The sequence below is a fragment of the Rhodococcus sp. BS-15 genome, assembly GCF_000813105.1.
Taxonomy (GTDB): Bacteria; Actinomycetota; Actinomycetes; order Mycobacteriales; family Mycobacteriaceae; genus Rhodococcoides.
This window is the reverse complement of the sequence record NZ_BAOX01000034.1, coordinates 1-26,852: the sequence shown is the minus strand read 5'-3', so window position 1 is coordinate 26,852 and position 26,852 is coordinate 1. Positions and strand designations below refer to the sequence as shown.

The window sequence follows — 26,852 nt, the reverse complement described above, 5'->3', positions numbered from 1 at the left end:
CGACGCAGCTGTCCGTGGGAACGGCCATCGGCTACGCATTCAACAAGTTCAAGGACAACGCCCTCGTCTGGGTCGGCATCGTCCTGATCGCCGCGATCATCCAGGGCGTCCTGAACTTCGTGTTGAGCTCCGACAACTTCGTCCTCGGCTTGATCTTCAGTGTCATCGTCGGAGTCGTCGCGCTCCTCATCCAGGCGGCACTCGTCCGCGGCGCTCTGCACGAGGTGGACGGGATCAAGCCCGCGTTCGGGTCCTTCTTCCAGTTCGGCAACGTCGTGTCCGTCGTCATCGCCGGCGTCCTCGTCGGCATCGCAACCAGCATCGGCTTCGTGCTGCTGATCATCCCCGGACTCGTCATCACGTTCTTCACGTGGTGGACCTTCCAGTTCGTCATCGACCGCGGCGACGAGCCGATCCCCGCCATCAAGGCGAGCGCTCAGGCGATCGCGTCCAACGGTGGGACCCTCTTCGTGCTCGCACTCGCCCTGGTCGGCATCAACATCGTCGGCGCACTCCTGCTCGGCATCGGTCTGCTGGCCTCCATCCCGATCACGATCATCGCCGGAACCTACGCCTACCGCGTCACGGTGCGCGGACACGTCGCCTGACCTGAGATCCGCCTCGATGGGCGCGCATCCCTCACCCGGGATTCGCGCCCATCGTCGTCTCGGTGCTTGGATCGAGCAGTGACTACTACCGAACACACCGCCGCCAACGGCGGCACCGAGTCTGGGCAGGCCACGTTCGCTCACATCAGCCGGGGCTACTACCCCACCATCGTCGCGCTTTTCGTCGCGACGCTGCTGATCTCGAACGTGGCCGCCAGCAAAGGTGTCGCCTTCTTCGCCTCCTCCGACGTCATGCTCGGACCACTGCAGATCCTGCCGATCAATACCGACGGCGCATTCTTCCTGTTCCCCCTCGCCTACATCCTCGGCGACGTCCTCAGCGAGGTCTACGGCTTCAAGGCCGCACGCCGCGCGATCTACCTCGGTTTCGGCTCCCTGATCCTCACCTCGGTGTGCTTCTGGATCGCCATCGAACTTCCCGCCGCCTCGTTCTACGAGAACCAAGAGGCACTCGAAACCGTTGTCGGTGTCGTCCCCCGACTCGTCCTCGCCGGTCTCGCCGGCTTTGCCGTCGGCCAGCTGCTCAACTCCTACGTCCTGGTCAAGATCAAGGAACGCACCAAGGAAAAGCACCTGTGGGCGCGCCTGATCGGCTCGACCGTCGTCGGCGAATTCTTCGACACGTTGATCTTCTGCGCCATCGCCGCCGGCGTCATCGGCATCAGCACGTGGACCGACTTCATCAACTACGTCGTTGTCGGATTCCTGTGGAAGACACTCGTCGAGGTCCTCGTCCTTCCCATCACGTACCGCGTCATCTCGTACATCAAGAAGCGCGAACCGTCGTACCAGAGCAGTTAGCTCGCGACCCATTCTCGACTGACCTCGAGATAGCGCTCTCGCGCTGCCTCGAAGCTCTCGACGGCCCGGGTTCCCGGCCAGTCCTCCGGTGTCATGGACGGCGGGAGGCCCGGGTCGACGTAGGGGATGACTCGCCACTCGTCGAGCAGCGGCACGAACGTGACGAACGCGTCGCGAGTATCTTCGGCCGGGACATCGGAGTCGTAGGTGGCCAGGAATGCCCGGTGCCGATCGGCGATGCCCGCCAGGTCCCACCACTGGGCGGCGCTCTGACGCAGTGAGGCGGGTGGCGCTACCTCGGAGGCGACGAAGCTCGTCACGTACTCCGACAACTCCAACGCGTCGATGATGTCGCCCGCCTCACCCGCGAGGTATTCGGGTGCGATCCACAGACCGGGCGAGACTGTGCCGCAGCCTATTCCGGTGAGTCGACGCCTCAGTTGGTGGCGCGCGGCGCGTTGGGTCTCGGGGATGGTGAACGAGATGAGCCGAAACGGATCGCCGTCTGCCATCCGCCGGAACCCGAAGATCCGACCGTCGCCGCGCGCGAACATGGCGTCGGCCTGCTCGGTGATGCGATAGCCGGTGCGGCCGTCTCGATTACTCGATGCGACGACGCCCTTCTTCTTCAACCTGGCCACCGCGATGCGCGTGCTCTCCGGTGGCACTCCGAGTGCGTCCATCCAGACGACGAAATCGGCGATGGCGAACCACCCGCCGAGGGGGCGAATGTAGGCCCCGAGCACGGTACGCACCAACGAGGTGGCGCTTCCCGGACGAGAGTCGAAGTCGTCGAGGATGGCCCCGGCAGTGCTAGGCGCGGAGTTCGTCACGGATCGCCACGATTCCCAGATACACCTCTCGGTACGAGGTACTGAGAGGGCTCAATCCCAGGCGAATACCCTGCGGAGCGCGGTAATCCGGGATGACGCCCTGCTCCCACAGGCGAGCGGTGATCGCCTTGAACTCGGGATGGTCGATGGTGACGTGACCGCCGCGTCGATTCGAGTCCTCGGGTGAGGCGATCTCCACCCCGAGCGGTATCAGCATCTCGCGGACGAGTTCGAGGGCGTATTCGGTGAGTGCGACGGACTTCGCGCGTATCGCGTCCATCCCCACCTCGGCGATCATCTCGATGGTGTCCTGCATCGCAATCATCCCGAACACCGACGGCGTGCCGCTGATGACGCGTCGAATACCCTGTGCCGGAACGTAACCCTGCGCCATCTCGAACGGATCGGCGCGACCCATCCAGCCCCAGATCGGTTGGACGAAATCGCCTTGAAGATCACTGCGCACGTACGCGAAGGCCGGTGATCCCGGGCCTCCGTTGAGGTATTTGTAGGTGCACCCGACGGCCAGATCCACTCCCCAGGAATCGAGTTCGAGCGGTACCGATCCAACGGAGTGGCACACGTCCAGCAGCATCAAAGCTCCGGCAGCGTGCGTGATGCGCGTCGCCTCGGCCACGTCGACGAGGAAGCCGGAACGGTAGGCGACATGGGTGATCACCACCAAGGCGGTGTTCTCCCCCACCACCTCGGCGAGTTGTTCCGGTTCGATACCACCGCGGCGGTCAGTCTCGATCCACCGCAGGGTCATATTCAGCTCTGCTGCAATGCCTTCGAGCAAGTATCGATCGGTCGGAAAGTTGTCACGGTCGATGACGATCTCGGTGCGGCCCGGCCGCATGGCAATCGCCGCCCGCGCCAGTTTGTACAGCAATACCGTCGTCGAATCGCCGATGGTGGTCTGACCGGACGCGGCCCCCAGGGTGGCGTCGGCCAGGGCGTCGCCGATGGTGACGGGGAGATCGAACCACTGCTCGTCCCAACCACGGATCAAACGTCCACCCCAGGCCTGCGTCATGAAGGTGTTGATCCGTTCGACGCTGGCTTGGTGGGCCGGCCCAGCGAGTTGCCGTCGAGATATGCGCTGATCGACGGATCGTCACTGCCGAGGAACTTGTCGCGGTAGCTCCGGAGCGGATCCTGGGCGTCGAGTTCGTCTACGCGTTCCATCATCGTCCGATTTCCGTTCTCACAGCGAGTAATTCGGGAAAGAAGGTGAGTTCGAGTGCCTTCTGCAGGAATCCGACGCCACTCGATCCTCCCGTCCCGCTCTTCATTCCGATGGTTCGCAGCACCGTACGCATATGACGGAAGCGCCACAGCTGGAAGTTCTCCTCGAGATCGACGAACTCTTCGAAGGCCTCGTACACCGCCCAATGTTCGGTGTGGTTTTCGTAGACGAACTTGATCAGCGGCATCAGGTCCTCGTTGAACGTGTATGCCGCGGTGACATCGCGATCGAGCGCTGATGCCGGTACGTCGTACCCCTGCCGCGCCAGCGACTGCCAGAAGGCATCGTAGAGGCTCGGTTGATACAACAGAGTCGAAAGCTGTTCATAAGCAGCCGGATCGGACTCGAAGACCGTCAGCATGCCCGCATTCTTGTTGCCCAGCACGAACTCCACCGCCCGGTACTGATACGACTGAAAGCCCGACGAGTTGCCGAGAAAATCACGGAACTGCGAGTACTCCGTCGGCGTCAGTGTGGCCAGTACCGACCACTGCTCGGTCAACGTCTTCTGGATGTGCTTGACCCGGGCCACACATTTCAGCGCGGTACCGATGTCGTCGGCATCGAGAGCTGCTCGCGCGGCAAGGGTCTCGTGCAGTACCAGCTTGAGCCACAGTTCGGTGGTCTGGTGCTGAATGATGAACAGCAGTTCGTCGTGATGCTCGGGGGTGCTCACCGGCTTCTGGGCGCTGAGCAACGTGTCGAGGTCCAGGTACGCGCCGTAACTCATACGGTCGCTGAAGTCGGTGACGACGGTCTTCTCTATCGCGCGGGTATTGCCTTCGACGCTCATGGCTGGTCCTCGAGGTGATGGGCTGGTGAAGCCAGCGTATTACATCATTGTGCCGCCCGCCAGTAATACGACATAGACCGGTTTCGTGAACGCCACCCGTCGCCTATCCTCGAAGTACCGACTCGAGTGAGGAATCGCAGTGCGTAGAGCGTCCGGACAGTTGGAGGAGTCGATCCTCGAGTTGCTCGGCGAGCACACGGAACTCTCGGTGGCCCAAGCCCGCGAGCACCTTGGCTCCGATCTCGCCCACACCACGGTCATGACCGCTCTGGTGCGCCTGCACGGCAAAGGCCTGGTCGATCGCGAGCGGCGCGGGCGGTCCTTCGTCTACACCCTCAACGCCCCGGTCGACGAGATCCCCGCGCTTCGGGCCGCGATGCGGATGCGCACCGAACTCGGTGCCAGAGCCGAACGCGCAGACGTACTGGCCAGCTTCGTGGCCGCACTAGACCCCGAGGACGAGGCGACGCTGCGCGAACTGCTGGCCAAGTCGGACGCAGCCGAGCAACACCCATGACCCTGCTCCTGGTCGTTGCCGTGCTGCCGTGGGCGCTGTCGCTGCTGCTGGGATTCGGAGCCGATCAACTCGACCGTCGACTCAATCCGTCGACCGCCGTCGTCCTGTTGCCCATCCTGTCGATGGTGACCGCATTCTCCGTGGCGGCGTCCATGTGCGCGCTCGCTGCGGTGCTGCTGGCGTCAGGTGAGATTGCCTGGACAGCGGTGGGAATCATCATTTCCGCGTGGATGTTCTGGCGTGTGGTCGAGGTCGCCCGCCATGTTCGACGCGTCGCCGTCGGCGCGTCGATCGCATCCGAATTCGGCGACGAGGCGCGGGCGACGGGCGGCATCGTCGTGGTCGACTCCGAGGTTCCCGACGCCTTCGCCGTTCCCTCCGGCGGAGGCGCCGTCGTGATCACCACCGGCCTCGCTGAGGCTCTGTCGGACAACGAATTACGCGCGGTGGTCGAGCACGAGCGCGCGCACCTACGACATCGCCACAGCGTGTGGATCCAGATGTGTGAAATCGCGGCTCGACTGAATCCCATTCTTCGGCCGGTGCCCTCGAAAGTCCGGCACGCGGCGGAGCGTCAGGCAGACGAGAGCGCAGCGTCTCTCGGCCGGCGAGACACGTTGTCTGCCATCGCCAGAACCGCCTTGCTTCGGAAACAACTCGACCATGGAACCCGCACGCTCGCCAGTACCGGCGGCGACGTCGTACGCCGCGTGCAAGCGCTGAGCGAACCACCACGGCACCGCCATGATCGCGGAATCCTCGCGGCCGGGCTGGTGCTGATCCTCGCGTTCACCGTCATATCCACGGCACTGTTCGATGTCGTTCAAGATGTAGTGGCCCCCGAAACCGGAGAAGCCGCCACCTCGATCTTCCGCTGATCTCAGATACCCGCGACGCCCGCGAGTTGGCCGATCGCATAGGTGACGGCCATCGCGATTGCACCACCGATGACGACCCGGCTCACTGCCGGCCGAGCAGGCGCACCGCCGAGACGTGCGCTGATACTTCCGGTCAGTGCCAGAGCTACCAGTACCACGACGAATGTCACCGGGACGCGCAGCGACGCGGAAAACAGCAGGATGGACAGTAGCGGCAGCAGCGCGCCACTGACGAACGACACCGCCGACGACGCGGCCGCCTGCCACGGATTGGTCAGCGCGTCCGGGTCGATTCCCAACTCGACATCCACGTGTGCGGCAAACGGATCGTGGTCGGTCAGTTCCTGCGCAACTTTCTGCGCAGTCTCCGTCGACAGCCCCTTGGCCTCGTAGAGCGCAGCCAGCTCGGCCAACTCCTCCTCGGGTTCCTCGGCCAGCTCCCGCCGCTCCTTGATCAACAGGGATCGTTCGGCGTCACGCTGCGTGCTCACCGAGACGTACTCCCCGAGCGCCATGGAGACAGCACCCGCGACGAGCCCCGCAACACCAGCTGTGAGCAGCGCCCCTGTGTCGGTGGTGGCGGCTGCGACACCGACGACCAGGCCGGCAGTGGAGACGATGCCGTCGTTCGCACCCAACACGCCTGCCCGCAGCCAGTTCAGCCGGCCAGACAGATCACCGTGCGGTTCGTGCTCGTGCAGGCCCGGCTCGGGCTCACTCATCGACGGCCGTCGCTGACACGTCATCCCATGCGGCGCGCGCGCCGGACTCACCGATTCTGTACACCTGGATGATTGTGGTCGCTCCGATCAGCACAGCCAAGACCACCACCGCAATCGACTGCCAGCGCACGGGGGTATTGCCCCGACGCTCACGTACATGCAGGAACACGAGCGCCGCGGCGACGACCACAAGACCGACGGAGAAGAAGATCATCCAGTCGCCGATCTCGGCGTGCTGTTCGACCGCAGCGGTCTCGGGGACGCGCTTCTCGAGCCACTCGCCTGCCTCGGTCGTCAGCGGCGTCAACACCAACGTGAACACCGCCAGGGCTGCGATGAGCCACACGAGACGGCTGCGCACACCGGTCCAGATACTGGCCGTGATGGCGAGCAGCGCGGTCAACGGTGCCAGCACCACGATGAAGTGAACGAGAAGAATGTGGGCCGGTAGGCCGTTGAAGGTGGACATGCGTTCTCCCCCTGGCTTGGAAAGTCGCGTGCACCTCACGCACAACACATGCTACACGTTGTGTAGTAGTTGCATGGATGGATCGAGGGCTGCCAGATCCCGCCACGCCGAGTCGGGTTCTGCGACCATCGCATACACGACCTGCTCGAGACTCCGTCCCAGCGCGACAACGGTATTCGCGTCGAACAATGCTGTGGGATAGACGATATCGATCTCCGTACAGATAGCGCCCCTGGGTCGTTCCGCGGGCTCCACTCCTGTCTTCCCTTGGTCGTCCCGCCGTTCGGTGACGTGAAGATGGAGGTCGCATTTCGCGATGTCGATCGGTCGGGGCGTGATCTCGACACGCGTGTCCCCAAGTTCGAGCGTTGCGGCGGTGAAGACATCCAACGACAGTGCCACCTGGAAAATCGGATGACGCGCATCCGTCGAGTCAGGAGCGATGGCAGCGACGACATCCTCGAACGGCACCGCTGCATGATCGAAGGCCCGCAGTTCGCTCGCCCGCGCCGCCTGCACGACGTCGTCGACGGTCGAAGCGGACGCGATGTCCGTCCGGATCGCGACGGTGTTGGTGAAGGTACCGACCACCTGCTCGAGCCTCGGATCGTCGCGTCCGGCAACCGGGGTCCCGACGACGATATCGGTGGAGTCTGTCACCTCCGCGAGCAGAATCAGCAGTGCTGCGCGTAGCACGGTGAATCGTCCTGTCCCGCAACGCTGGGCAAGATCGGTCATTTTCTCCGTGGCGGGTGCATCGAAGCGAAGCGATGTGCGCGCACCGGAGAAATCCCACTCCTGTGTACGTGGCCGGTCCAACGGCAACCCGGTGCTGTTGGGGACACCTGCGAGTTCCGCGCGCCAGAACTCGATGTCGGCCGATACATCCCGATCGGCGGCCCAGACGCTGTAATCGGCGTACTGCAAGGGTAATTCGGACCATGACGGTGCACTGCCGGCCATCCTGGTCTGATAAGCCAGTACGAAATCCGACGCCAGCAGCCCGAGAGACCACCCGTCCGCTGCGATGTGGTGAACGGCGCACGCCAGCACGTGGTGATCGGGCGCTACGGCGAACAGGCGAGCGCGGATCGGGAACTCGGTGCGCACGTCGAAGGGGTGCTGCAGGGTCTGCGTCACCGCGGCGTCATCGAAGTCGACAACGTCGAGATTCGGTGTCACCGCAGCAGAATCCGACTCGACGACCTGAGCCGGAACCCCATCGAGGTCCGGGTAGCGCGTCCGCAGAGTGCTGTGTCGCTCGATCAGATCGGTCAACGCCTGCGAGGCTGCCGCGGCGTGGAACTCCCCGGAAATCGCGACCGTGAACGGCAGGTTGGACAGCGGTAACTGAGCACTTCGATCGATGTGGCGTTGCTGCGGAGCCAGCGGAATCGCGGCCACGGCCTGCGACATACCTCGTTCGGGCCGCGAATTCTGTTGCAGTCCAACATGGCAACGCGTATCGATCAGCGCCGCCAAAGCCTGAACGGACGGGGCCTCGACGAGGTCTCGCACACCGATGTCCACCGATTCCTCGGCCCGCACCGCCGACACGACTCTGGTCGCGGCCAGTGAGTCACCTCCGAGATCGAAGAACGACGCAGCGCAATCGATACCGTCCCTGCCGAGGACGCGTACGAACGCTGCCGCCACCATCTCCTCGGTGGCACCGGACGGCTCGACCGGAGGGCCGGTCGTCGGAGCGGTCAGGCTCGGAACAGGAAGTGCGCCGCGATCGACCTTACGATTGATCGTCAGCGGAATCTCGTCGAGAATCGAGATCGTCGCCGGCACCATGTGGGCAGGCAATCGCCCGGCAAGATCCTTGCGAATGTGCTCGGTGTCGAGCACGTGTTCGCTGTTCGCGGCAACGACGTAACCATCGATACGCATGTCCCCAGTGTGACTGCGGCGCAATGCCGATGACGCCGCAGCGACCTCCGGCCACGCCCGCAGCGCTGCGTCGATCTCGCCCAGTTCGACGCGATTTCCCCGGATCTTGATCTGATCGTCGATGCGGCCGAGGAACTCCAGCGTTCCGTCGCCGCGCAGACGCGCCCGATCTCCACTGCGGAACATCCAACTCCCGCTGCTGCTGAACGGGTTCGCGACGAAGCGCGCTGCTGTTTCCAGGGTGCGACCGAGATATCCGCGCGCGACGCCGGGCGTCTCGATGTAGATTTCGCCGACCGCACCCGACGGAACAGGTCGCAGCGTGCGATCGAGGAGGTGAATCACCGCTCCCACCATGGCTCGACCGATTCCGTCCGCGCTGCCCGGGTGCAATGGGGCGGTCATCGTGACACTGCAGGTCGTCTCGGTGGGGCCGTAGGCGTTGAGCAGTCGTCGACCCACCGACCAGCGGTCGACCGTATCCTGCGGTGCTGCTTCGCCGCCGATGATGATCGTCCCGACGCCCGCCAGTGCTTCGGGATTCAACGTGGCCAGCGCCGAGGGTGTGATCAGCAGATGCGTAACCGCCTGCCGAGCAATCAGTTCCGACAGTTCCGCGCCGCCGTAGCTGTCCGGCGGCGCGATCACCACTGCCGCACCTGCTGTCGCTGCGGCCAACACCTCGACAATGGCCGTGTCGAATCCGGGCGAGGCAAGGTGACAGACTCGGGACTCGACGTTCAGGTCGTAGCTGCTCCGAATCTGTTGCACCAGAGCGCCGATACCGTTGTGGGTGACGACTACACCCTTGGGGGTGCCGGTGGATCCGGAGGTGTAGATGACGTACGCAGCGTTGTGCGGTGCGGTCGTCGCGGCGACATCGTTCGAGTCTCTTTCTGCGAGAACGCCATCGACGGTCAGCCACTCCACCTCACCCAACTCGGTGCCTCCGGTGCACAGGCCCAACACCGCTCCGCTGTCACGCAGCACGAACTCTGCGCGTTCGCGGGGGTGATTCGGGTCGACCGGGACGTACACCGCACCCACTCGTGCGATCGCCCAGAACGCGACGACGCCCTCGACGGATCGGCCGACGCGCACGGCGACCCGGTCCTCTGTGCCGATTGCTCGGGCGTTCAAGGTGGATGCGAGTGCGTCGACTCTTGCGGCCAGTTCTCCGTAGGTGATCGAGGCGCCGGCGTCCTGGATGGCAATTCGATTGCCGTGCTCCGCGATTGCCGCCGAGAACACGTCGTTCAGTGATCCCTGCTCAGCCGCGGCCGCGCCCACCGACGCGGGGGTCGTACGGGACTCGTCGGGCAGGAACAGGTCGAGGTCTGCCACTGCCGTGTCACCGCAGTCGGATTCGGCAAAACGGTCGAGAAAGTGCAGAAACCGTTGGTGGTGGCGAGCGAGGTCGCTCGGCGTGTAGACGGTCGAGTTGGCCTCGAAGTCGATGCGCGGCCGCTCTCCACCCCGACCGGGGTAGATGTTGACGGCGAGGTCCGACACCGGGCCCGTGGTCAGAATGTCGATCTCACCGTCGAACTCGCCGATGGCCACAGTGTTCGCGAACATCATCACGTTGATCGTCGGCCCGAAACGCCCTGCGCGCAGCGCATGTCCACTCTCGGATGCCGGCGGTCTGCTGCGCTGATGCCGGAGCACGGCACCGATGGCCACCTCGGTGGACTTGATCACGTTGTTCACCGTCGCCGATCCGACGCCCGGCAACCGCAACGGCACCACATGCGACAGCGAGGACCCGGCCCGGCGCAACATCGCTGTCGGCCGCGCCGAGACCGGCAACGACAGATCCACGTCGTCGGTGTCGTTCATACGCGCCAGGTACGCGGCGAATGCCGCGATCACCACCGTCGACGTCGCATGCCCCGGGGCGGTCGGAGAAACCGTACGATCCTCGCCGACGACGATCGGCACCGACGCGGGCCGAGCAGTCCGGCCGAGGGGCTCGGCATATCCCAGGTCGGTCGACTCCCAATGCGCTCGATCACGTCGTGCGCGGGTGGAGGTGCGGTAGCGCTCGTCCTCGGCGACAAGCGCGGCCGGGGTCGTCGGATCGATGGCCGCAGGCTCGACGCCACCAGACGCGGCGGCATACAGGGCCGCCGCCCGCTCGAGCACCTTCATGGAGGCATACCCGTCGAGCGCGATGTGATGGGCTCGGGTGTACCAGAACACTCGATCGTCGCCGACTCGAAGGACCCGCAACCGCACGAGCTGACTGTCCATGGAGAAGGGCGTGCGGCAATCGTCGTTCATCCACTGCGTGGCCGCATCGGCCGGACGGTCGCGGCCGCGGAAGTCGAGGATCTCGACCGATTCGGTCTCCCGAGGCTCGAACCGCTGCATCGGGGTGCCGTCGACCTCGATGATTCGCATCGTCGACGACGAGAACTCTCGATGCGCTCGACTGCCACACTCGAACAGCACATCGAGGTCCACAGCGCCGATGATGTCGACGTAGTACGCAATGGTGAAGGGCACGTCCGGCATGAACTGTTGGGCAATCCAGATGTCGGCCTGGGACGAACTCACAGGTAGGGCGTCGTCGGACATGGTGTTCCCCCCAGGGCAAATCTTCTACTACACAGTCGGTAGTACCACCGTACGCTCCGATCCGGTGTGTGCCCGTGCGAGGCGGCCGCTCAACCTCCGAGCAGAGCCAAGTCCGGCGCTCCCGCATAGATGCCGTCCAGGCTCAGCAACGGCACCTCCTTCGAGATCGCGCATGCTGCGATCCAACGATCACCGGTGTGAATCTTGTCGTGCAGCGCATGGCCTACACGCCTGCATGCAGCGGTCAAAGACGCGTAAGCATCCACGACTCCACTGTCGATCGAAATCGTAGGAGCCGAGTCGAGCTTTGCCCGGGTGTCGGCCAATTTGCGCTCACCCCAACTGCCCACCATCGCTCCCGCGAGTACCTCTGCCCTCGTCTGGAAGGCAATCACAACCTGAAGTCCAGCCAGTTGTGCACGGAGTTGTTCGACAGGAAGGCCACGATTCGCAGCCTTGACCGGGTCGATGTACAGGATGCTGAACACGTCGGTATCAACGAGAACAGCAGCCCGGCTAGAGGACCGGGTCATAGCCCGATAGCCGCAAAGAATGCGTCAGCTTCATCGTCGCTCACCCCGTCGATCCCCCCGGACTCGATACCGGAGGCAGCAGCCAAGATGTCTCCGAGGGAGACCGGGTCGGGAACACCTGTCTCTGCTACTGCTTCGGGAAGGGCAACGATCCTGGCATTCAACAGCCTCTTCAACTGTCCGCCCGCGTCGGCTTCCGGGCTACCGGTCACGGTCACGTACCTGCCGAGCAATGGACCGAGTCCCGAGTCGTCGGCCACATCGGGGAGAGCGACTTGGTTACCGGCGTCATCCTCCACCTGAAAGCGGTGCGTGTGTAGGTTCGCCGAATACAGGCGTCCGATGAAGGTGCGGAGTTCGGTCGACACGCCAGTTGCGACCTGCCAGGTCTCGGGTCGAAGTGCAGCCGTATCGAATGTCTGCACAGTCAGTCCATCGGCTTTGAACTCGACCTCCGGGGCAGCGCGGCGAAGCGCCGATACCAATTCACCGGCCGCGTTCGAAAGCGAATCACTCACCCAGTCTGGCCGATGGTCGAGACCGATCGATTCCACCAACTTCTGGAATGTTGCGTCGAAGCCTTCCTCGTCTGCCAGATCGAAATCCAACGCGTCCGCACCAGCTCCCGCGCGGCGAACAAGAAGTTTGGTGCTGCCAGGGGCCAACCCGATGACAAGATCGGCGACACGGTGCACTCGTGAGGGTGCGCGGCCGAGCCGATCGGCATCGGTCTCGCCTCGGCCGATGCTCATAGCAACTGCCTTGAGACCCATTACGAGAGCAATCAGGTCGTTGGCATCCAGCTCGCCCTCAGGTGCAGTCACTCCCTTCAGTCGAAACTCGAACTGAGTGGTCACGGCTATCACCTTCTCACTGGGGCGCATTCTGACGTCTTCGTCCATTGTGCGCGATCGACACATATCCCGCGTCGAAGATCATTGCAGTTGCCTCCGACACGTCCATTGCCGCGAGGCCCCGGTGTCCTAAGGTGAACCCCGTGCCGCAGAACAACCACTATCACCATCTGATGTTCGGCCCTGCTGCGATTGCCCGGCAGAAGGTCGACGGCAGCTACACCGCCTACGGCTCGCAGACCGAGCGTCCCGACGACGGCCCGACGCCTCTCGACACTCGAGAAAAGGCCATGATTCGCACGTTGGATCAGTTCCAGATCGCCACCGTCGCCGAGACCGGGTGGCCGTACATCCAGTATCGAAGTGGGCCGAAAGGCTTCCTGCAGGTCCTCGACGATCACACTCTCGGCTTCGCCGATTTCGCCGGCAACCATCAGTACGTCACGGCGGCCAATCTCGATCACGATGACCGCGTCGCACTGTTTCTGGTGAATTACCCTCTGCGGCAACGCCTCAAGCTCTACGGACGGGCACGCACCGTCGAGAAGGCCGACGACCCCGAATTACTGGACCGGCTCGGAAAGATCGGCGACATGACCGTCGCCGCTACCTGCGAGCGCAGCATCGTCATCGACGTCGAGGCCTTCGACTGGAACTGCACCCGCAGCATCATCCCCCGCTACGACGCGGCCTACCTCGCGGAGCTGTCCGAGGTCTACCAGCGCAAAGCCGCTGAGCGGGAACAGGAACTGCTACAGCGCATTTCGGAGCTCGAAGATCAACTCACGCAGTCTTCGCAGCATAGAACCGACCCAGGAACTCCGTCTTGAATTCCGTGAAGCGTCCCTGATCGATCGAGGCACGGATGTCGTCGACCAGTTTGACCGTGAAGCGCTCGTTGTGGATGGTGCACAGCGTCGAGGCGAGCATCTCCTTGGCCTTGAACAGGTGATGGATGTACGCACGGGTGTAGTGCGCGCAGGTGTAGCAGTCGCAGTTCTCGTCGATCGGGGTGAAGTCGCGTCGATGCTTGGCGGTGTTGATGTTGAAGCGTCCCGTCGGCACGTAGATCGCCGCATTGCGCGCCACGCGTGAAGGATTGACGCAGTCGAACGTGTCGGCACCGTTCTCGATGGCGGTGAAGAAGTCGTCCGGCTCGCTGATGCCGAGCATGTGCCGCGGCTTGTGCTCGGGCAGTTCCTCGTTCACCCACCGGGTGATGGTGCCGAGGTTCTGCTTCTCGAGTGCGCCGCCGATGCCGTAGCCGTCGAATCCTCTACCGGTCTCGCCGGTGATGGTCTCGAGATCGTGTGCGGCCTTGCGTCGTAGATCCTCGTACTGCGCGCCCTGGACCACCCCGAACAGGGCCTGGTACGGCTTGTCGTCGCGCTCGACCGTGAGTCGTTCGTGTTCGAGGACGCATCGCTTGGCCCACGCCTGCGTCCGATCGACCGACTTCTCCTGGTAGCCGCGGGTATTCATCAGCGTGGTCAGCTCGTCGAACGCGAACATGATGTCTGCTCCGAGGCGGTGCTGAATCTGCATCGACACCTCGGGAGTGAACCGATGCTTGGAGCCGTCGAGGTGGGACTTGAACGTCACTCCGTCGTCGTCGACGTGCGCGAGACGTTCCTTGCCCTCGGCGATGACGTCGTCGGACTGCACGCGCGTGGCGTCCATAGAGATGACCTTCTTGAACCCCACTCCGAGCGACATCACCTGGAAGCCGCCGCTGTCGGTGAACGTCGGCCCGTCCCAGTTCATGAACTTGCCCAGCCCACCCGCCTCGTCGACGATGTCCGAGCCCGGCTGCAGATACAGGTGGTACGCATTGGCGAGCACAGCCTGCGCGCCGAGTTCCTTCATCGCCTCGGGCAGCACCGCTTTGACGGTCGCCTTGGTTCCCACCGCGATGAACGCGGGGGTGGCGATGTCACCGTGCGGGGTGTGGATGGTGCCGGTGCGACCGAGGTCACCGTCGAGCCGGGTGCCGATATCGAAGCCGAAGCTGGAGGAACTCACCGCGTCAGTATGCCGCTGCGCGGCAGTGGTGCGGTTAAGTGCCCTCTGCGGCACTTATTCATGCCACTGCGGCGCCAGCCGCATTGAGGCGGAAGTAGGCACCCTTGGCCGCGAGCAGTTCCTCGTGATTACCCTGCTCGACGATGCTGCCGTTCTCCATCACCACGATGGTGTCCGCGTCGCGGATGGTCGAAAGCCTGTGCGCGATCACGAAACTGGTGCGATCGGTGCGCAGCTTCGCGGTGGCCTTCTGCACCAGCAGTTCGGTACGGGTGTCGACCGAGCTGGTGGCCTCGTCGAGGATGAGAATCAGCGGCTTGGCCAGGAAGGCACGGGCGATGGTGATGAGCTGCTTCTCACCGGCGCTGACGTTGTTGCCCTCCTCGTCGATGATCGTGTCGTAGCCGTCGGGCAACGAGTGGACGAAGCGATCGACGTAGCTCACTCGCGCGGCCTCGAGGATTTCCTCCTCGCTGGCACTCGGGTCTCCGTAAGCGATGTTGTCGCGAATGGTTCCGCCGAACAGCCAGGTGTCCTGCAGCACCATTCCGGTGCGAGCCCGAAGTTCCTCGCGGGTCATCTTCCTGGTGTCGACGCCGTCGAGGGTGATTCGGCCGGAATCGATCTCGTAGAACCGCATGATGAGGTTCACCAGGGTGGTCTTGCCCGCGCCGGTCGGTCCGACGATCGCGACCAGATGCCCGGGATCGGCCACCAGCGAGAGGTTCTCGATGAGCGGGCGGTCGGGAGAGTAGCCGAACGAGACGTTGTCGAATTCGACGCGTCCTCGGCGCTCGGTGGGCCGTACCGCATCGGCGGGGTCGGCGTCTTCTTCCTCGGCGTCGAGGACCTCGAAGATACGCTCGGCCGACGCGACACCCGACTGGACCAGGTTCACCATCGCACCCACCTGGGTGAGCGGTTGCGTGAACTGACGCGAGTACTGGATGAACGCCTGCACCTCACCGAGCGTGAGTGTGCCCGACGCGACCCGCAGCCCGCCGACCACGGCGATGACCACGTAGTTGATGTTCCCGAGGAACATGATGACGGGCATGATCATGCCGGAGATGAACTGCGCCCGGAAGCTCGACTGGAACAGCTTCTCGTTGCGATCGCCGAATTCGCGTTCCACGTCCGCCTGACGACCGAAGGCCTTGACGATCTCGTGGCCCGTGTACGTCTCTTCGATCTGCGCGTTCAGCTTGCCGGTGTGCTTCCACTGCGCGACGAAGTGCGGCTGCGAACGCTTGGCGATGACGGCGGTGACCGCGAACGACGCCGGAATGGTCAGCACCGCAACGAGAGCCAGCAGCGGTGAGATCCAGATCATGACGCCGAGGATGCCCAGGACGGTGAGAATGCCGGTGATCAACTGACTCAGCGTCTGCTGCAGGCTGGTCGAGACGTTGTCGATGTCGTTGGTGACGCGGCTCAGAGTCTCGCCGCGCGCATTGTTGTCGAAGTACTTCAGCGGCAGTCGATGCACCTTCGCTTCGACGCTTCCGCGCAGCAACAGGATTCGACGCTGCAGCGCGATGTTGAGGATGTATCCCTGCGCCCAGGCCAGCACCGCAGACAACACATACAGAACCAGGACCCACATCAGCACGGTTCCCACTGCACCGAAGTCGATTCCGGCGCCGGGAGTCAGGTCCGTCCCGGACACCAGATCTGCGACGGAGTCGTTCCCCTCCGCCCGCAGCTGGTCGATGGCCTGGTCTCTGGTCAGACCTGGATCGAGCTCGCGGCCGACGACGCCGTTGAAGATGAGGTCGGTCGCGTGTCCGAGGACGCTGGGCGCGGCGACGGTCAGCACGGTGCTGGCGATACCGAACGCAGCATGATCGACAGGAACACTCGCTCGGGAGCAAGCAGGCCGATCAATCGCCGCAACGAGCCCTTGAAATTGCGGGCCTTGGTTCCCGGCACGACAGCTTTTGCGACGGGGGCGGCGTCCTTCTCTTCCGTCTTCTCCACCTGCGCGGTCACAGTGCACCCACGGCGTGCTGCGAGTCGACGATCTCGGCGTAGGTGGGGCAATCGGCCATCAATTGGTCGTGGGTACCCACACCTACCGGCTTTCCGTCGTCGAGCACGAGTATCTGATCGGCATCGATGATGGTCGAGACGCGTTGAGCGACAACGATCATGCATGCATCTCGCGTCACTGCCTTCAGAGCCGCGCGCAGATTGGCGTCGGTGGTGAGGTCCAGTGCGGAGAACGAGTCGTCGAACAGATAGATGCTGGGTTTGCGGACCAACGCGCGGGCGATGGCGAGGCGTTGCCGCTGACCGCCGGAGACCGTCGTACCGCCCTGCGCGACGGGTGTTTCCAATCCCTCGGGCATGGCGCGAACGAAGTCGGCTCCCTGGGCGATCTCGAGTGCCTCCCACAGTTCTTCGTCGGTGGCGTCGGATTTGCCGTAGCGCAGGTTGCTCGCGATGGTGCCCGAGAACAGGTACGGCTTCTGCGGAATCAGACCTATCTCGGAGCGCAGCAGGTCAAGATCGAGTTCGCGGATGTCGACTCCGCCGACGCGAACCTCACCGCCGGTGACGTCGATGAGTCGCGGAATCAGGTTGACGAGGGTGGACTTTCCCGAGCCGGTGCCGCCGATGATGGCGGTGACCTTGCCTGCCTCGGCTGTCAGGTTCACCCCGCACAGCACCGGATATTCGGCTCCAGGGAAAGAGAATTCGGCGTTCACGAGCTCGACGGTTCCCGGCGAGGACGCGAACGTCTTGGGCTCGCGGGGCAACACGACCGAGGATTCGGTGGCCAGTACCTCGCTGATGCGATCGGCGCACACCGACGCGCGGGGCACCATCATCGCGATGAACGAGGCCATCATCACCGACATGAGGATGAGCATGATGTAGCTCAGAAGCGCTGTGAGAGAGCCGATCTGCATCGTACCGTCGTCGATCGCGTGGCCGCCGAACCAGATGACGGCAGCGCTGGTGACGTTGCTGATGAGCATGACCGTCGGGAACATCAGGGCCATGAGCCGTCCGACACGCAGGGCGGTATCGGTCAGCGCGCTGTTGGCCGCCCCGAAACGATCGATCTCGAAGTCCTCGCGAACGAACGCTCGTACCACGCGAATTCCGGTGATCTGCTCACGCAGAACACGATTGACGGCGTCGATACGCTTCTGCATCGAGCGGAACGCCGGCACCATCTTGACGATGATCAGGCCCATCGAGATCGCGAGCCCGGGCACCGCGATCATCAGGATCCAGGACAGCCCGAGATCCTCGCGCAGCGACATCACGATGCCACCGACGCACATGATGGGGGCCATCACCACGATGGTGAACCCCATGACGATCACCAACTGCACCTGCTGAACGTCGTTGGTGTTGCGGGTGATCAGCGACGGCGCACCGAACTGGCCGACCTCACGGGCGGAGAACGTGCCTACGCGATGCAGGATGGCACCACGCAGGTCGCGTCCGACACCCATGGCCGCGCGCGCCCCGATGAACACCGCGGCCACCGAGCTGATGATCTGCACCGCGGACACCATCAACATCACTCCGCCGGCCGAGAGGATGTAGCCCGTGTCGCCGGTGGTGACGCCCTTGTCGATGATGTCGGCGTTGAGGCTGGGCAGGAACAGGGCCGCCAGCGTGGCGACCAGTTGGAGCAGAATCAGCGCGACGATCGGCATCTTGTACGGAGCCAGATACGTGCGCAGCAGGGGAATCAGCATGATGGCCGAAGATTACTCGTACACATGGATAACAGTCTCTCCGTTTTTCGAGTGTTACGGGTAATCTTCGGCCGACCAGCCGGCGGGAACTACGCGTTCTTCTCCGGTGCGGCCTTCAGCTTGGCACCTTCGATGTCGACGTCCGGCAGAATCTTGTCCAGCCACTTCGGCAGCCACCAGGCCTTGTCGCCGAGCAGAGCCATCACCGACGGAATCAGCACCATACGCACGACGAACGCGTCGAAGAACACGGCGGCGGCGAGCGCGAATCCGATGGACTTGATGAACGAGTCCGGCTCGGCGATGAACGCGGCGAACACCGAGATCATGATGATCGCTGCCGAGGTGACCACGCGTGCGCCGTACTTGAAGCCGTTGACGACGGCATCCTTGGCGGCGGCACCGTGGACGAACTCCTCACGCATTCGCGAGACGAGGAACACCTGGTAGTCCATCGCCAGGCCGAACACGACACCGATCAGGAAGATCGGCATGAAGCTGACGATCGGCTGCGGGTTGGAGATCAGGCCGAGCCCACCCTCTTGGAAGATGAACACCGTGGCACCGAAGGTCGCGAGCACGCTGAGCAGGAAGCCGAGTGTTGCGGTCAGCGGCACCAGGATGGAGCGGAACACCAGCATCAGCAACACGAATGCCAGGCCGACGACCACTGCCAGGTACGGAATCAACGCGTCCTGCAGTCGTTCGGAGACGTCCAGCTCGAGCGCGGTCTGGCCGGTGACGCCGTAAGAGACGCCGTCGCTGGCCTGCACGCCCGGTTCGGCGTCCCGCAGGTTCGCCACCAAATCCTTCGTCTGCTCACTGTTCGGCGCGGACGACGGCGTGACGAGAATCTGCGCGGTGTCACCGGCCGGGTTGACGGCGATGATCTGCGCGTTCGTGACGTCCGACTGCCCGGTGATGGTCTCGACGACCTTGCCGAACGACGCCGTCCGATCGGCCTCGGCCACGTTCGACGCGTCGGCGATGACCAGCAGAGGTCCGTTGCGTCCCGGTCCGAAGCCCTCGTCGACGATGTCGTAGGCCTGACGCGCGGGCGTGGACGGATCCGACGTGGCAATGGATGGCAGAGCCAGTGACAGTCCGGTGGCCGGGCCTGCGATGACGCCGAGCAGAACGATGCCGCCGATGAGTCCCACCGCGGGCCGCTTGACCAGGAACCTGGCCCACCGAAGTCCGTTGGTGGGCTTGGCATCGGGAGATTCCGGGTCGGCAGTGTTGACGAACTTGATCTTGCCCGCGAAGGCCTTGTTCTTGTAGAGGCCGAGCATGGCGGGAAGGAATGTCAGTGCGATGAGGACCGCGATGAACACTGCGAATCCGGCTGCCAGACCCATCTGCGACAGGAACGGAATGCCGACGACGCGCAGTGCGACGAGGGCGATGAGCACGGTGGCACCGGCGAACACGACGGCCGAGCCTGCCGTTCCCACCGACCGGCCGACGGCTTCCTCACGGTCGTCGGTGAGCGTCAGCTCGTGTCTGTAGCGAGCCAGAATGAACAGGGAGTAGTCGATCGCGACGGCCAGACCGATCATGATGGCGAGCACCGGTGTGAACGTCGACAGGTCGGCGAAGCCGGATGCGGTGGTGATCGCCAGGCTCGAGATGCCGATTCCGACGATGGCGGTGATGAGCGGCAGGCTGGCGGCTGCGGCGGATCCGAACATGATGAGCAGCACGACGGCGGCCACGGCCAGACCGACGAGTTCCGACGTTCCGCCGGGCGGGGCGGTGTCCTGCGCGACGGTTCCGCCGAGCAGGACGGTCAATCCGGCGTCACGGGCCGGCTGTGCGGCCTCGTCGAGTTCGGTTCGGATCTGGTCGGTGACGTCGGCGAGCTCGACGTTGATCGGCACGGTGACCGTTCCGACGTTGCCGTTGGGACTCAGCGGTGAAGTGGCTGCGGCGTCGGCTGCAACCTCGTCGGCCGGGGTACCTGCCTCCGCTGCCGCCTCGGTGTATCGCTCGATGGTCGACTGATTTGCAGCGACCGGATTCGCCAGCGGCGGAGCACCTTCCGCGGGCTTCGCGGCGTCCACCTTCTCGATCTCGGCGATGGTGGCATCGATGGCCGAGGTGTACTGCGGGGTGTCCAGCGTCTGCCCGTCGGGTGCCTGGAACACGTACTCGGCGTTGACTGCGGTGAGCGGATCCTCGGCGTTGCCGAAGCGCTCCTCCTGCAGGTCGAGTGCGGCCTGCGCCGGTGTGCCCGGGATGTTGAACGAGTTGGCGGTGGGGCCGGACAGCGTCGCAGCGCCCACTCCGGCGAGAACCAGAATCGCCAGCCACAGTCCGAGGACGATGCCCTTGCGTCGGTACGCGAATCTTCCGATTCGGTAGAGATAGGTGGCCACTGTCAAGCTCCTCGGTTGGGTTCGGACGAGTCGGGATGGGGATGAGGTTCCGGTAGGCCGGCGCGCAGTTGGTCGAAGGCGTCTTCGATGAGTGCCCTGGGCGTCGACGCACCCGCACAATCGGTGACCCAGATGTTCAGTGCTGCGGTGACGGCACCACCGACGGCCATCTGGAGCAGGTTGGGGTAGAGGTCGGTGTCGATATCGGTGCCGGTTCGCTCGGCGATGGCCTCGCCGAGCTTGCGGGTCAGCGATTGGTGCATTTCGAGCTTGCGCGCCATCAGGGCAGGGTTGGCCTCGATCAGCCGCGCTGCCGCGAAGGTGTCGTCCAGATCCCGGCCGGGGTCCGCGACGAGGTTGATTGCGATGTGCCGCAACGAGTCCCAGATCGGTTCGGTCGACGGCCTGGCGCGCAGGAGCTCGAACCATTCGAGTGCAGACACTTCGATGTGGTGAAGTACTGCTTCTTCCTTGTTGGAGAAGTAGTTGTGGAACGTGCGGGTGGAGACTCCCGCTTCGTGCGCGATGGCGTCGGCGGTGACCGCGTCGAAGCCGTGCTCCTTGCCCAGACGCACGGCGGCCATGCCGAGGGCGTCGCGGGTGGCGGCCTTCTTCAGATCACGAAGGCCCGTCGGAGAAGTCACGCTTACCAACCTACGGAACTTGCACTCTTCTGCAAGTTTGCAGTGGAGTGCACTTTTGTCGATCGCGCCACAGCTGGCAATGGATGTGACTCAGCTCATCGACGTGCCCACGCGGTCGGCTCGCTGATCAACTCTCCGACGAAGTCCGGGAGATCGTTCTCGACGATGTCCGCCAGCGACACCGCCTCGAGCACCGCCCGCAGATTGACACGCACCGCCAGCCACACCCGAGTGAGCGGCTCGGCCGGACCGAAGTACTCCGCATCCTCGGGCCGCTGACCGCGCACCGACGCCAACGGGCCCTCGACGGCCCTCATCACATCGGCAACAGAAATGTCCGACGCCTCCCGCGCCAGCCAGTAGCCGCCGTCGGGCCCCCTCCTACTGCACACCAGATCTGCGCGACGCAGATCCGAGAGCACCGATTCGAGAAACTTGTGCGGTATGCCCTGAGCCATGGCCAGCGCCTCTGCCTTCGCGGGCCGCTGTCCACCGACCGCCGCGAGTTCGACGAGCGTCCGAACGCATAGTCCGCCTTGGCCGTGATGTGCACGTTAAATTCCTACCATTGCAGTAGGGAATTAGCGAGCAGTTGCCGGAATGCCCCAACGTGTCAGGAACCTTCCGGTATCGCCACGACCACCTCGTTGCGACGCAGTGGCGGCAAGGTCCACGGAGGATCGTAGAACCAGGTCATCGGCTCACCGAGCATCTCGATGCCGTGTGCACGCAACGCTTCCGTCAACGCAGCCATCTGTGGTTCGACGTCGCCCCGGCCGCGGCCCCCGCTGAAACGCAACACGGCCACCGTCTCCGCCGGGACCTCCGTCAACGTCACACGGTCGTCGTCGGGCGTGGGCAGCGTGTCCATCGTCCACTCGGACGGCATGAAGAACCGGACGACCCAGCCGGTGCTGCCGGGCGTGCTCGACACAGGGGCAGTCATCGCAATCTTCTGCGAGCCTGCGGACGACTGACTGACGGGAGCGGTCATTGCAACCTTTTGCTTGTCCCCGTTTCCGCCGAATATGTACCGGGCCAGGCGACGGAAACCCTCCTGGCGTGCCTCGTCCTCATCGGCGTCGACCGTGGTCTGCGCCGCGATGCGTGGTTCGTAGCGACGGATCTCCACCGCATCGGTCAGTCGACGGCTCGTGTGCGGCGGCTCCTCGGTACCGACTCGAATCCCAACGACACTCAACACGGACTCGCCCACCTGCCCGACCGTGGACGCAATTTTCTGCAACAAGTCCGACTCCGCTCTCTCGACCGATGTGTGCGCCCCTCCACGGTACGAGCCGTGGGAAACTGGGCAGACAGCGTTACACTCAACCTCTCACTGTCACGCGGGAGGTTCGATGAGCGACTGGATCGGTTCGGCGTGGAATGCACTGCCCGAACCGCTGCGCGATCCCGTCGCGCTGGCCATTCCCGCGTTCGCACTGCTGCTGGCAATCGAATGGATTGCGGCCGCGAAGCTCGAAGACGGTGAACGCGGTAGCTATTCCGGCAGGGATGCGCGCTCCAGCCTGAGCATGGGACTGGTGTCCATCGCGACCACCACGGCATGGAAGGCGCTCGCCCTAGTCGGCTACACGGCGATCTACGTCTACGTGGCGCCGTGGCATCTCCCGGCCGACGCCTGGTACACGTGGTGATCCTGATCCTGGGCGTCGACCTGCTGTTCTACGGCTATCACCGCATCGCGCATCGAACCCGACTGATCTGGCGACGCATCAGGCCCATCATTCGAGCGAGTACTTCAACTTCGCGGCGGCGCTGCGACAGAAGTGGAACAACAGCGGCGAGGTCATCATGTGGCTTCCGCTCCCACTGCTGGGCATGCCGCCGTGGATGGTGTTCGTCGGCTTCTCGATCAACCTCGTCTACCAATTCTGGGTACACACCGAGCGCATCGACCGGCTGCCGCGTCCGTTCGAGTTCGTCTTCAACACGCCCTCGCACCATCGCGTCCATCACGGCCGCGATCCTCAGTATCTGGACAAGAACTACGGCGGCATCCTCATCATCTGGGACCGCCTGTTCGGTACCTACGCCGAGGAGGTCGAGCGCCCCAACTACGGCCTCACCAAGCCCGTCGACACGTTCAACATCTGGACCCTCCAGACACACGAATACCGCAACATCGCGCGGGATGTTGCGGCATCGCGGTCATGGAAGGAACGCGTCGGATATCTCGTCGGACCGCCGGGATGGACGCCCGGGGCCGCGAGAGAACGCGCTACTGCTGACTCAGATTGATCAGGAAGTCGACGGTTCCCGAGCCCTCCACGGTGACGAAGCCGAGCGACGGCGGTTCGATGCCGTAGTCGGTCCACGTGGTCGGAATTGCGCCCGACGCGATGAGCGTGTCACCGGACTGCAGCACCTCCATCTCCACCGAGACCGGACGCGTCTGATCCTTGAGCGTCAATGTGCCCTCGGCGGTGACGGTTTCGGTGGTGCCGTCCTTGGGCAGCGAGGACAGATCGATCGGCGAGTCGATGTTGAACGTCGCCGTCGGGTAGGTGGCAGTGTCGAAGATGTTGCCGCGGAACTGGCCGTCACGTCGATCACTGTCGGTGCTGATCGAGTTGGTCATGACGACCACCTGCCCCTCTGTGAGGGTGTCGTCGGCGATGACGACGTTGCCTGCGACCTCGGTCGTCGACCCGACGACGGTGACATCGGACCCGTTGAGCAGCTCGTCGACGGTGTAGCCCGCGGCGGTCGCGTTGGCAGCGTCACCTGGAGTGACGATCCACCGTCCATCGATGCTCTCGGTGCTGGCGGCCTGCGCGCCCGAGGTGGACACCGATGCTGCCGGTGCGTCGTCTTCCTGGAGCGATGCATAGATCTTGGGGCCGAAGTACAGCCCCAGCGCCACCACGGCGACGACAACTATTCCTACGATCCACCATTTCTTGGTCATGACTGCCGATGGTAGTTGCAGCTTCAAGCCTATGGGGAGTGAGCGACCTGGTAACTCCCTGAGAGTTTTGTCCGTTTACCCCGTGAACACGTGTCGGTACCGCCAGGCACAATGGACCGCATGGATCCGGTGGACGCACTTCGAGAGATCGGCTTCTGGCTCGAACGCTCCCGCTCGGACACCCATCGCGTCAAGGCCTACCGTCGGGCAGCAGATGTCGTCGAATCCCTCACGCCCGCACAACGATCCGAGCACGAGAAGGCAGACAGCTGGTCCTCGCTGACCGGTATCGGAGCCAAGACCTCGCTGATCATTCGCCAGGCTCTGACCCAGGACGTCCCGGATTACCTCCGCGAGCAACGCGACGCGGCAGAACCCATCGGAGACAACGAACTTCGCGGCGCATTGAAGGGTGATCTGCACACCCATTCCAACTGGTCCGACGGCGGCAGCCCCATCGAGGAAATGATGCGCACCGCCGCGCGGCTCGGCCACGAATACTGCGCTCTGACCGATCATTCCCCGCGCCTCAAGGTTGCCAACGGCCTCACCGCCGAGCGCCTGCGTGCACAGCTCGATGTGATCGCCGAGCTCAACGAGCGGCTCGCGCCGTTCCGCATCCTCACCGGAATCGAAGTCGACATTCTCGACGACGGATCGCTCGACCAGGACGAGGGCCTGCTCGCCGAGCTGGACGTGGTGGTGGCGAGCGTGCATTCCAACCTGCGAGCCGACTCCAAGACCATGACCAAGCGCATGGTCACCGCCATCGCCAACCCGCATGTCGACGTCCTCGGCCACTGCACCGGACGGCTCGTCGAGGGTGGCCGCGGCACCAGGCCCGAATCGACGTTCGACGCCCCCGTGGTGTTCGAGGGCTGCCGCCAGTTCGGCACCGCAGTGGAGATCAATGCCAGACCCGAGCGCCAGGATCCCCCCCGAGCGACTGATCGACATCGCCCTCGAACGCGGCTGCCTGTTCTCCATCGACACCGACGCGCATGCGCCCGGGCAGCTCGACTGGCAGGGCTACGGCTGCGTCCGCGCCGAAGCGCAGGGTGTGCCTGCCGAGCGTGTGATCAACACGTGGCCCCTTGCCGAACTGCTCGAGTGGACGGCGCAGCGCGCGTGAATCGTCGTCATTTCCTCTCCGGTCTGCTGACGGTCGCGTTGGTCGGCTGCAGTTCGGCCGACACCGACTCATCACCGAGTACCGCCGAGACGTATTCGGCTGCGCTGCAGCCGGTATCGGGCCCGGCCGGGGATCCCATCCGACTGAAGTACGGGTACGAACCGGACAACATCGGCGACCTCTACCTCCCCGACAACAACGCCACCTCGCTCCCAGTGGTGGTGATGATTCATGGCGGCGGATGGCAGGAAGATCTCGACCTGTCGTACTTCCAGCAGATGTCGACGGCCATCGCCGACGAGGGCATCGCCGTGTGGAACGTCGAGTATCGGCGTGGCCCGAACAACTGGGCCAACACCCTCTCCGACGTCGACGACGCCACCGAGGCACTGGCAACCGTCGTGCAGGGTGCAGCAGACGGGCGGCTCGATCTCGATCGCGTCCATGTCGCCGGACATTCCGCCGGCGGCCAACTCGCCGCATGGGTGGCAGCTCGACACCTCATGCCGGTCGACGCACCGGGCGCAGAACCGAAGATCCGACCACGCAGCGCCACCATCATGGCCGGCGTCTTCGACATGAAACGGGCAGCCGACATCGGCGGCGACAAGTTCGTGCCTGCCTTCCTCGGCGGTATGCCCAACGAAGTGCCCGGACGCTACAAGATCGCCTCACCCATCGAATACCTCCCCCTCGACGTTCCACTGACCGCGCTGCACGGTGACGCCGACCGAACCGTCTCGGTGAACCAGAGCCGCGTCTACGTCGACGCCGCCACGAAGGCGGGCAGCACCGACCCCGAGCTCGTCGTGCTGCCCGGCGCCGGACACGGAGCGTTTCTCGACCCGAAGAACCTCGCCTGGTCGACGGCGCTGAGCACCATTACCGGACGTGCGCAAACGCTGCTGTGAGCCGCAGGTGGTACACAGTTGCGATGAACGGAAAAATCGCGACCGGATTGCTCGGGCTGATCGTCGCCGTCTCGGTTGCCGGATGTAGCAACGACCCGTCGACCGAGGAAGCGTCGAGCACACCCGCCGCGGCTACGACCACATCTGCTGTCGCCTCCACCACGGACCCGACCAGCACCACGGTCGAAGCACCTGCGCCCGCGCCCGCTCCTGTTTCCGAGGTACCGCCTGCGGCCGAGCCCGCGGCCCCAGACCGACGCGACCTCAGGCGTCACCGGCGAAGCGCTCTACCAGCAGACCTGCACGCAGTTTCTGCCGTCCATCGATGCGCTGGAGCAGACCGGAATCTCCGATCGCGCC

At 64.1% G+C, this 26,852-nt stretch carries 19 protein-coding genes and 5 pseudogenes; 8 read left to right on the top strand and 16 right to left on the bottom strand.

The features are described from left to right. The first annotated feature begins 8 nt into the window (after positions 1-8). Both RHBS_RS06970 and RHBS_RS06965 read left to right on the top strand, forming a co-directional pair. Positions 9-608, top strand: coding sequence for a hypothetical protein (locus tag RHBS_RS06970; protein ID WP_237669058.1), 600 nt, complete (start codon positions 9-11; stop codon positions 606-608). Between the two features lie 78 nt (positions 609-686). Further along, positions 687-1,430: a queuosine precursor transporter gene (locus RHBS_RS06965; RefSeq protein ID WP_068054742.1), complete on the top strand. Its 744-nt coding sequence runs from the start codon at positions 687-689 to the stop codon at positions 1,428-1,430. On the opposite strand, the gene RHBS_RS06960 is transcribed toward RHBS_RS06965, so the two are convergent. From RHBS_RS06960 to RHBS_RS06950, 3 genes and pseudogenes are all read right to left on the bottom strand, one after another. After that, complete coding sequence (locus tag RHBS_RS06960; protein WP_121871959.1) at positions 1,427-2,263, bottom strand: PaaX family transcriptional regulator C-terminal domain-containing protein; 837 nt, start codon at positions 2,261-2,263, stop codon at positions 1,427-1,429. The two genes, RHBS_RS06965 and RHBS_RS06960, sit on opposite strands and share 4 nt — an antisense overlap. Beyond that, positions 2,244-3,451, bottom strand: a pseudogene (kynU, locus tag RHBS_RS06955) (kynureninase). The gene RHBS_RS06960 and the pseudogene kynU overlap by 20 nt, the downstream one beginning before the upstream one ends. After that, positions 3,451-4,305 (bottom strand): tryptophan 2,3-dioxygenase, encoded by an 855-nt coding sequence (locus RHBS_RS06950; RefSeq protein ID WP_121871957.1) that lies wholly within the window; start codon positions 4,303-4,305, stop codon positions 3,451-3,453. The pseudogene kynU and the gene RHBS_RS06950 overlap by 1 nt, the downstream one beginning before the upstream one ends. Positions 4,306-4,444: 139 nt before the next feature. Between RHBS_RS06950 and RHBS_RS06945 the strand changes: the two genes are divergently transcribed. Both RHBS_RS06945 and RHBS_RS06940 read left to right on the top strand, forming a co-directional pair. Beyond that, complete coding sequence (locus RHBS_RS06945) at positions 4,445-4,822, top strand: BlaI/MecI/CopY family transcriptional regulator (RefSeq protein WP_037187682.1); 378 nt, start codon at positions 4,445-4,447, stop codon at positions 4,820-4,822. Next, positions 4,819-5,700, top strand: a complete 882-nt coding sequence (locus RHBS_RS06940) for a M56 family metallopeptidase (RefSeq protein ID WP_121871956.1) — start codon at positions 4,819-4,821, stop codon at positions 5,698-5,700. The genes RHBS_RS06945 and RHBS_RS06940 overlap by 4 nt, the downstream gene beginning before the upstream one ends. Positions 5,701-5,702: 2 nt before the next feature. Here the strand turns inward: RHBS_RS06940 and RHBS_RS06935 are convergent, their stop codons facing one another. The 5 genes from RHBS_RS06935 to RHBS_RS06915 form a co-directional block, all read right to left on the bottom strand. Continuing rightward, entirely contained in the window at positions 5,703-6,422 is a 720-nt protein-coding gene (locus tag RHBS_RS06935) for a VIT family protein (protein ID WP_121871955.1), read from the bottom strand. Further along, positions 6,415-6,891 carry a DUF2231 domain-containing protein gene (locus RHBS_RS06930; RefSeq protein ID WP_121871954.1) on the bottom strand — a complete coding sequence of 159 codons (477 nt, stop codon included), beginning with the start codon at positions 6,889-6,891 and terminating at the stop codon, positions 6,415-6,417. Before RHBS_RS06930 ends, RHBS_RS06935 begins: the two co-directional genes overlap by 8 nt. A 51-nt stretch (positions 6,892-6,942) precedes the next feature. Continuing rightward, positions 6,943-11,346 carry an amino acid adenylation domain-containing protein gene (locus tag RHBS_RS06925; RefSeq protein ID WP_237669056.1) on the bottom strand — a complete coding sequence of 1,468 codons (4,404 nt, stop codon included), beginning with the start codon at positions 11,344-11,346 and terminating at the stop codon, positions 6,943-6,945. Positions 11,347-11,456: 110 nt separating this feature from the next. Further along, entirely contained in the window at positions 11,457-11,900 is a 444-nt protein-coding gene (locus tag RHBS_RS06920; protein WP_121871952.1) for a PIN domain-containing protein, read from the bottom strand. Continuing rightward, the gene (locus RHBS_RS06915; protein WP_128645231.1) at positions 11,897-12,757 is read right to left on the bottom strand and encodes a hypothetical protein; all 861 of its coding nucleotides are present in this window, start codon (positions 12,755-12,757) and stop codon (positions 11,897-11,899) included. The genes RHBS_RS06920 and RHBS_RS06915 overlap by 4 nt, the downstream gene beginning before the upstream one ends. Positions 12,758-12,927: 170 nt before the next feature. On the opposite strand from RHBS_RS06915, the gene RHBS_RS06910 reads away from it, so the two are divergent. Beyond that, a complete protein-coding gene (locus RHBS_RS06910; RefSeq protein WP_128645233.1) occupies positions 12,928-13,584 on the top strand; it encodes a pyridoxamine 5'-phosphate oxidase family protein in 657 nt (218 codons plus the stop codon). Here the strand turns inward: RHBS_RS06910 and tgt are convergent. From tgt to RHBS_RS06875, 7 genes and pseudogenes are all read right to left on the bottom strand, one after another. Next, entirely contained in the window at positions 13,538-14,776 is a 1,239-nt protein-coding gene (gene tgt, locus RHBS_RS06905; RefSeq protein ID WP_121871950.1) for a tRNA guanosine(34) transglycosylase Tgt, read from the bottom strand. The two genes, RHBS_RS06910 and tgt, sit on opposite strands and share 47 nt — an antisense overlap. A 58-nt stretch (positions 14,777-14,834) precedes the next feature. Further along, positions 14,835-16,756 (bottom strand): annotated as a pseudogene (locus RHBS_RS06900) (ABC transporter ATP-binding protein). Between the two features lie 8 nt (positions 16,757-16,764). Then, the gene (locus tag RHBS_RS06895) at positions 16,765-18,495 is read right to left on the bottom strand and encodes an ABC transporter ATP-binding protein (protein WP_128645230.1); all 1,731 of its coding nucleotides are present in this window, start codon (positions 18,493-18,495) and stop codon (positions 16,765-16,767) included. A gap of 89 nt (positions 18,496-18,584) precedes the next feature. Continuing rightward, complete coding sequence (locus RHBS_RS06890) at positions 18,585-20,873, bottom strand: MMPL family transporter (protein ID WP_128645229.1); 2,289 nt, start codon at positions 20,871-20,873, stop codon at positions 18,585-18,587. Between the two features lie 2 nt (positions 20,874-20,875). Beyond that, positions 20,876-21,526 carry a TetR family transcriptional regulator gene (locus RHBS_RS06885; RefSeq protein WP_128645228.1) on the bottom strand — a complete coding sequence of 217 codons (651 nt, stop codon included), beginning with the start codon at positions 21,524-21,526 and terminating at the stop codon, positions 20,876-20,878. 86 nt (positions 21,527-21,612) lie between these two features. After that, positions 21,613-22,070, bottom strand: a pseudogene (locus RHBS_RS06880) (Rrf2 family transcriptional regulator). Between the two features lie 60 nt (positions 22,071-22,130). Further along, positions 22,131-22,766 (bottom strand): heme-binding protein, encoded by a 636-nt coding sequence (locus RHBS_RS06875; RefSeq protein WP_128645227.1) that lies wholly within the window; start codon positions 22,764-22,766, stop codon positions 22,131-22,133. 109 nt (positions 22,767-22,875) lie between these two features. Between RHBS_RS06875 and RHBS_RS06870 the strand changes: the two are divergent. After that, positions 22,876-23,779 (top strand): annotated as a pseudogene (locus RHBS_RS06870) (sterol desaturase family protein). Here the strand turns inward: RHBS_RS06870 and RHBS_RS06865 are convergent. Then, positions 23,760-24,449, bottom strand: coding sequence for a YceI family protein (locus tag RHBS_RS06865; RefSeq protein ID WP_121871942.1), 690 nt, complete (start codon positions 24,447-24,449; stop codon positions 23,760-23,762). The pseudogene RHBS_RS06870 and the gene RHBS_RS06865 sit on opposite strands and share 20 nt — an antisense overlap. A gap of 120 nt (positions 24,450-24,569) precedes the next feature. Here RHBS_RS06865 and RHBS_RS06860 point away from each other — a divergent pair. Together RHBS_RS06860 and RHBS_RS06855 are read left to right on the top strand one after the other, a co-directional pair. After that, positions 24,570-25,581, top strand: a pseudogene (locus RHBS_RS06860) (PHP domain-containing protein). Further along, positions 25,536-26,492 carry a S9 family peptidase gene (locus RHBS_RS06855; RefSeq protein ID WP_272913848.1) on the top strand — a complete coding sequence of 319 codons (957 nt, stop codon included), beginning with the start codon at positions 25,536-25,538 and terminating at the stop codon, positions 26,490-26,492. The pseudogene RHBS_RS06860 and the gene RHBS_RS06855 overlap by 46 nt, the downstream one beginning before the upstream one ends. Positions 26,493-26,852: the final 360 nt, after the last annotated feature.

Coding starts and splice junctions, on each gene's coding strand:
- RHBS_RS06940 (WP_121871956.1), top strand. CDS start 4,819: ATGACCCTGCTCCTGGTCGTTGCCGTGCTGCCGTGGGCGCTGTCGCTG.
- RHBS_RS06920 (WP_121871952.1), bottom strand. CDS start 11,900: ATGACCCGGTCCTCTAGCCGGGCTGCTGTTCTCGTTGATACCGACGTG.
- RHBS_RS06935 (WP_121871955.1), bottom strand. CDS start 6,422: ATGAGTGAGCCCGAGCCGGGCCTGCACGAGCACGAACCGCACGGTGAT.
- RHBS_RS06950 (WP_121871957.1), bottom strand. CDS start 4,305: ATGAGCGTCGAAGGCAATACCCGCGCGATAGAGAAGACCGTCGTCACC.
- RHBS_RS06910 (WP_128645233.1), top strand. CDS start 12,928: ATGTTCGGCCCTGCTGCGATTGCCCGGCAGAAGGTCGACGGCAGCTAC.
- RHBS_RS06865 (WP_121871942.1), bottom strand. CDS start 24,449: ATGACCAAGAAATGGTGGATCGTAGGAATAGTTGTCGTCGCCGTGGTG.
- RHBS_RS06895 (WP_128645230.1), bottom strand. CDS start 18,495: ATGCTGATTCCCCTGCTGCGCACGTATCTGGCTCCGTACAAGATGCCG.
- RHBS_RS06930 (WP_121871954.1), bottom strand. CDS start 6,891: ATGTCCACCTTCAACGGCCTACCGGCCCACATTCTTCTCGTTCACTTC.